The organism is Streptomyces sp. UH6, from assembly GCF_013421635.1.
In the GTDB taxonomy this organism is placed as follows: Bacteria; Actinomycetota; Actinomycetes; order Streptomycetales; family Streptomycetaceae; genus Streptomyces; species Streptomyces abyssomicinicus.
Genome location: NZ_JACADT010000798.1, coordinates 1 through 2,630, shown reverse-complemented (window position 1 = coordinate 2,630; position 2,630 = coordinate 1). Strand labels below are relative to the sequence as shown.

Annotated in this window: 2 protein-coding genes and 1 pseudogene; 2 read left to right on the top strand and 1 reads right to left on the bottom strand. The window is 74.0% G+C overall.

Annotation, left to right across the window (positions count from 1 at the left end; genetic code table 11):
- Window positions 1-57: 57 nt before the first annotated feature.
- Window positions 58-717, bottom strand: coding sequence for a DUF1707 domain-containing protein (locus tag HW445_RS25985; protein WP_180223326.1), 660 nt, complete (start codon window positions 715-717; stop codon window positions 58-60).
- Window positions 718-1,087: 370 nt separating this feature from the next.
- Here HW445_RS25985 and HW445_RS25980 point away from each other — a divergent pair, with 370 nt between their 5' ends.
- Entirely contained in the window at window positions 1,088-2,218 is a 1,131-nt protein-coding gene (locus HW445_RS25980; RefSeq protein ID WP_180223325.1) for a GNAT family N-acetyltransferase, read from the top strand.
- A gap of 217 nt (window positions 2,219-2,435) precedes the next feature.
- Window positions 2,436-2,630, top strand: a pseudogene (locus HW445_RS25975) (glycosyltransferase family 2 protein); the annotation flags it as partial.

The window sequence follows — 2,630 nt, the reverse complement described above, 5'->3', positions numbered from 1 at the left end:
GGCCGGTGACACGGCGGCCGGGGCCGTGCACCGGACCCCGCGCGGGTGTACGGGCCGTCACACGGCTTCGGGGGCGGATCCCGGCCTGCGCAGCAGCCACTGTCCGACCGTCCGCCGCGGGGGCCGGACGACGACCCGGCCGTGGGTCTTCTGGCCGGTCAGTTCGACCCGCAGGACGACCGGGGTGTGCGCGGCGCCCGGCGAGGGACGGTTACTGAGCCGGCAGAACCCCAGTTGCAGGCCGTCGGTGTCGACCTCGACGCCGGGCCTGGTGATCAGGGTCAGGGTCTTGCCCACCATCTGCACATCGATCCGCAGGGTGTCGTGCGTGATCACCGCGTCGGTGAAGTCGAGCGTCACGTCGCAGAAGGTCACCGCGAGTTCCAGCTTCCGCGGCACCACCCAGCGCCCCGCACGCCGCACGCCGCCGCTGTGGGCCTGCTCGATGCGGACGAGGTCCTTGACCTCGGTTCCGGCCGGGGCGCCCGCGGCCGACACGGGCGGCAGGTCGGCCGTGAGCGGCTCCAGTTCGCCGAGGGTCCGCGCGGACAGGGCGACCTCCAGGCGCTCGTCGAGTTCCTCGGCGGTCAGCAGCCCGTCCCCCGCCGCGACGCGCAGCACGTCCACCACACGGTCACGGTCCGCGTGGGAGGCCCGCAGCTCGGGCGACGAGCCGGAGGCGGCGTGCTTTCCGGTGGGCAGCTTCTCTCCCGGCATGCTTCCGTCCTGATCCTGTCGAAATCCTGTCGAACATCTCCGCGCGGCGCGGGCGTGACGCGGGGCGCGACGCGGGGCGCGACGCGGAGGGAAGGCCCACGCTATAGGGCGGCATGCGTCCCGGCCAGGAGTTGTCGGCAGAGCCGGAACGCGCGCACACCGCCCGGACGCGGCGGGCGGGCACTGGTCCCCGGGACCGCAGGGGCCACTCCCGTCAACTCCGACCCGGTGAACCCAATGCGACGGTTGTCGGATTCCCATGGCTTGGTCACGGCCTGCGGCGGTATCTACCGGAGAGCCCGGAGCCCCTGTACGATCCTCGCGGTGTCCGCGGACCGGGGGGTCCGGGGGCCGTGGGGGGCAGTACGGCATGGACCGGGGGGTCATCGTGAGCGGTGGACGGCATGTGCGTGTGCTGAGGCCCGGGCAGCTCGGGGTGGAGGAGACCGAGAGCTGGCGGGAGTTGCGGGGCGCGTCGGGCGCGATCAGGAATCCCTTCATGGAACCGGAGTTCGCGGTCGCCCTGGGCCAGGTCAGGCCGCGGGCCCGGGTGGCGGTGATCGAGGAGAGGCGCGGCGGGAACGGCGGTGCCGACGAGCGGGGGATCGTCGGGTTCCTGCCGTTCGAGAGGAACGCGTGGGGCAGCGGACGGGCCCTCGGGCTCGGTGTCTCCGACCTCCAGGGCGCCGTGCTGCGGCCCGGAACGGCGCTGCGCGGCGAGGAGTTGCTGCGGGCGTGCTCGCTGAACAGCTTCACCTTCGACAACCTGGAGGACGGCCAGACGCTGTTCGCGGACCACTCCGCCGACGCATGCCCGTCGTACGTGATCGATGTCGGGGACGGCTATCCGGCGTACCTGGAGGGCCTGCGGCGGCGGTCGCCGAAGTTCCTGAGGACCACGCTGGCCAAGGAGCGCAGGCTCGGCCGCCAGGTCGGCGAGGTGCGGTTCGTCTTCGACGAGCGGGATCCGCGGGCGCTGGAGACCCTGATGGCCTGGAAGTCGGCGCAGTACCGCCGCACCGGGCGGCGGGACCGGTTCGCGCAGGAGTGGATCAGCCGGCTGGTGCGCCGGCTGGCCGTCACCCGGGCGCGGGAGTGCGCGGGCGTGCTCTCGGTTCTCTACGCCGCCGACCGGCCGGTGGCCGCGCACTTCGGGCTGCGCTCGTCCACCGTGTTGGCCTGCTGGTTCCCCGCCTATGAACCGGAGTTGGCGAAGTACTCGCCGGGACTGGTGCTGCACCTGCGGATGGCCGAGGCGGCCGCCGGGGCGGGCATCGGGCTGCTGGACATGGGGCGGGGGGCGGCCGAGTACAAGGACGCGCTCAAGACCGGGGAGTCGCGGGTCCACGAGGGGACGGTGATCAGGCCCGGGGTCGGCGCGGCGCTGCACTGGCTGGGACGCGAACCCGCCCGCCGGGCCCAGGGGTTCGTGCGGAGTCGGCCCCGCCTGGCCTCGCTGGCGTCCCGGAGTCTCAAGGCCGCCGGACGGCTGCGGCGTTGAGGGACGCCGCCTCGGGCCGCCGACGCCACGGACCACCGCCTCGGCCGCATCAGCCGCATCAGCCGCATCAGCGGCATGAGCCTCAAGGACCGCAGGGACCGCAGGGACCGCAGGGACCGCATCGGCCGCCCGGGCACACCGTCACGTGCGGCAGCCACCGCGATCGCCGGAGAACGTCGGACACGGCCTGACAGGGCCGGACACAGGGGGAGTTCGGATGCGCAGCGGCACGACACAGCGGGAGATCGACGGATTCCTGGCCGTCCGGCCCGTGCAGGTGGCCGAACTGCACCTCCCGGACGCCGCGGAGGGCCCGCCGGTGCTCCGCCCGGGTCCCGGCAGCCCGCCGCTCACGCACGGGGAGGTGTTCGCCCTGGTCCGGCGTGGTGGGGTGCCGGCGGGCACGCTGCTG